At 44.3% G+C, this 531-nt stretch carries 2 tRNA genes; both read left to right on the forward strand.

The window, feature by feature from the left end:
* Positions 1 to 43: 43 nt before the first annotated feature.
* Positions 44 to 117, forward strand: a tRNA-Ile gene (locus tag P0N36_RS15590).
* A gap of 65 nt (positions 118 to 182) precedes the next feature.
* Positions 183 to 255, forward strand: a tRNA-Ala gene (locus P0N36_RS15595).
* Positions 256 to 531: the final 276 nt, after the last annotated feature.

The following is a 531-nucleotide window of genomic DNA, read 5'->3' on the forward strand; positions in this document are numbered from 1 at the left end:
TATATAAGAACATGTTGGACTTCGAAAAGGAAAAATCCTTTTTGGGCGCATAGCTCAGCTGGTTAGAGCGCACGCCTGATAAGCGTGAGGTCGGTGGTTCGAGTCCACTTGTGCCCACTGTATAAGATTCGAAAGAGTTTTGTACTTTTTATAACTACAGCCAAAAAATAAAGTAAACACCCGGGGGTATAGCTCAGTTGGGAGAGCACCTGCCTTGCAAGCAGGGGGTCAAGAGTTCGAGTCTCTTTATCTCCACTCGGTCGTAAACATCAAGAAGTGACATAAGCAAGCACGACCATAGCGTAGCGCTATTACGAACATTGAAAACTGCATAAGAGAAACGACTTGAAAGCACGTACGGATACAGCTTAAGCATAAGGCGAGGTTAAAGCGTTATGAAGAAGCGTCGTAGAAGTCGTGAAGGCAAGTTGTTAGACGATATGAAAGCACGTACGTATACAGCTTAAGCATAAGGCGAGGTTAAAGCGTTATGAAGAAGCGTCGTAGAAGTCGTGAAGGCATATTGTTGAA

The organism is Petrocella sp. FN5 (genome assembly GCF_029210395.1).
In the GTDB taxonomy this organism is placed as follows: domain Bacteria; phylum Bacillota; class Clostridia; order Lachnospirales; family Vallitaleaceae; genus Petrocella.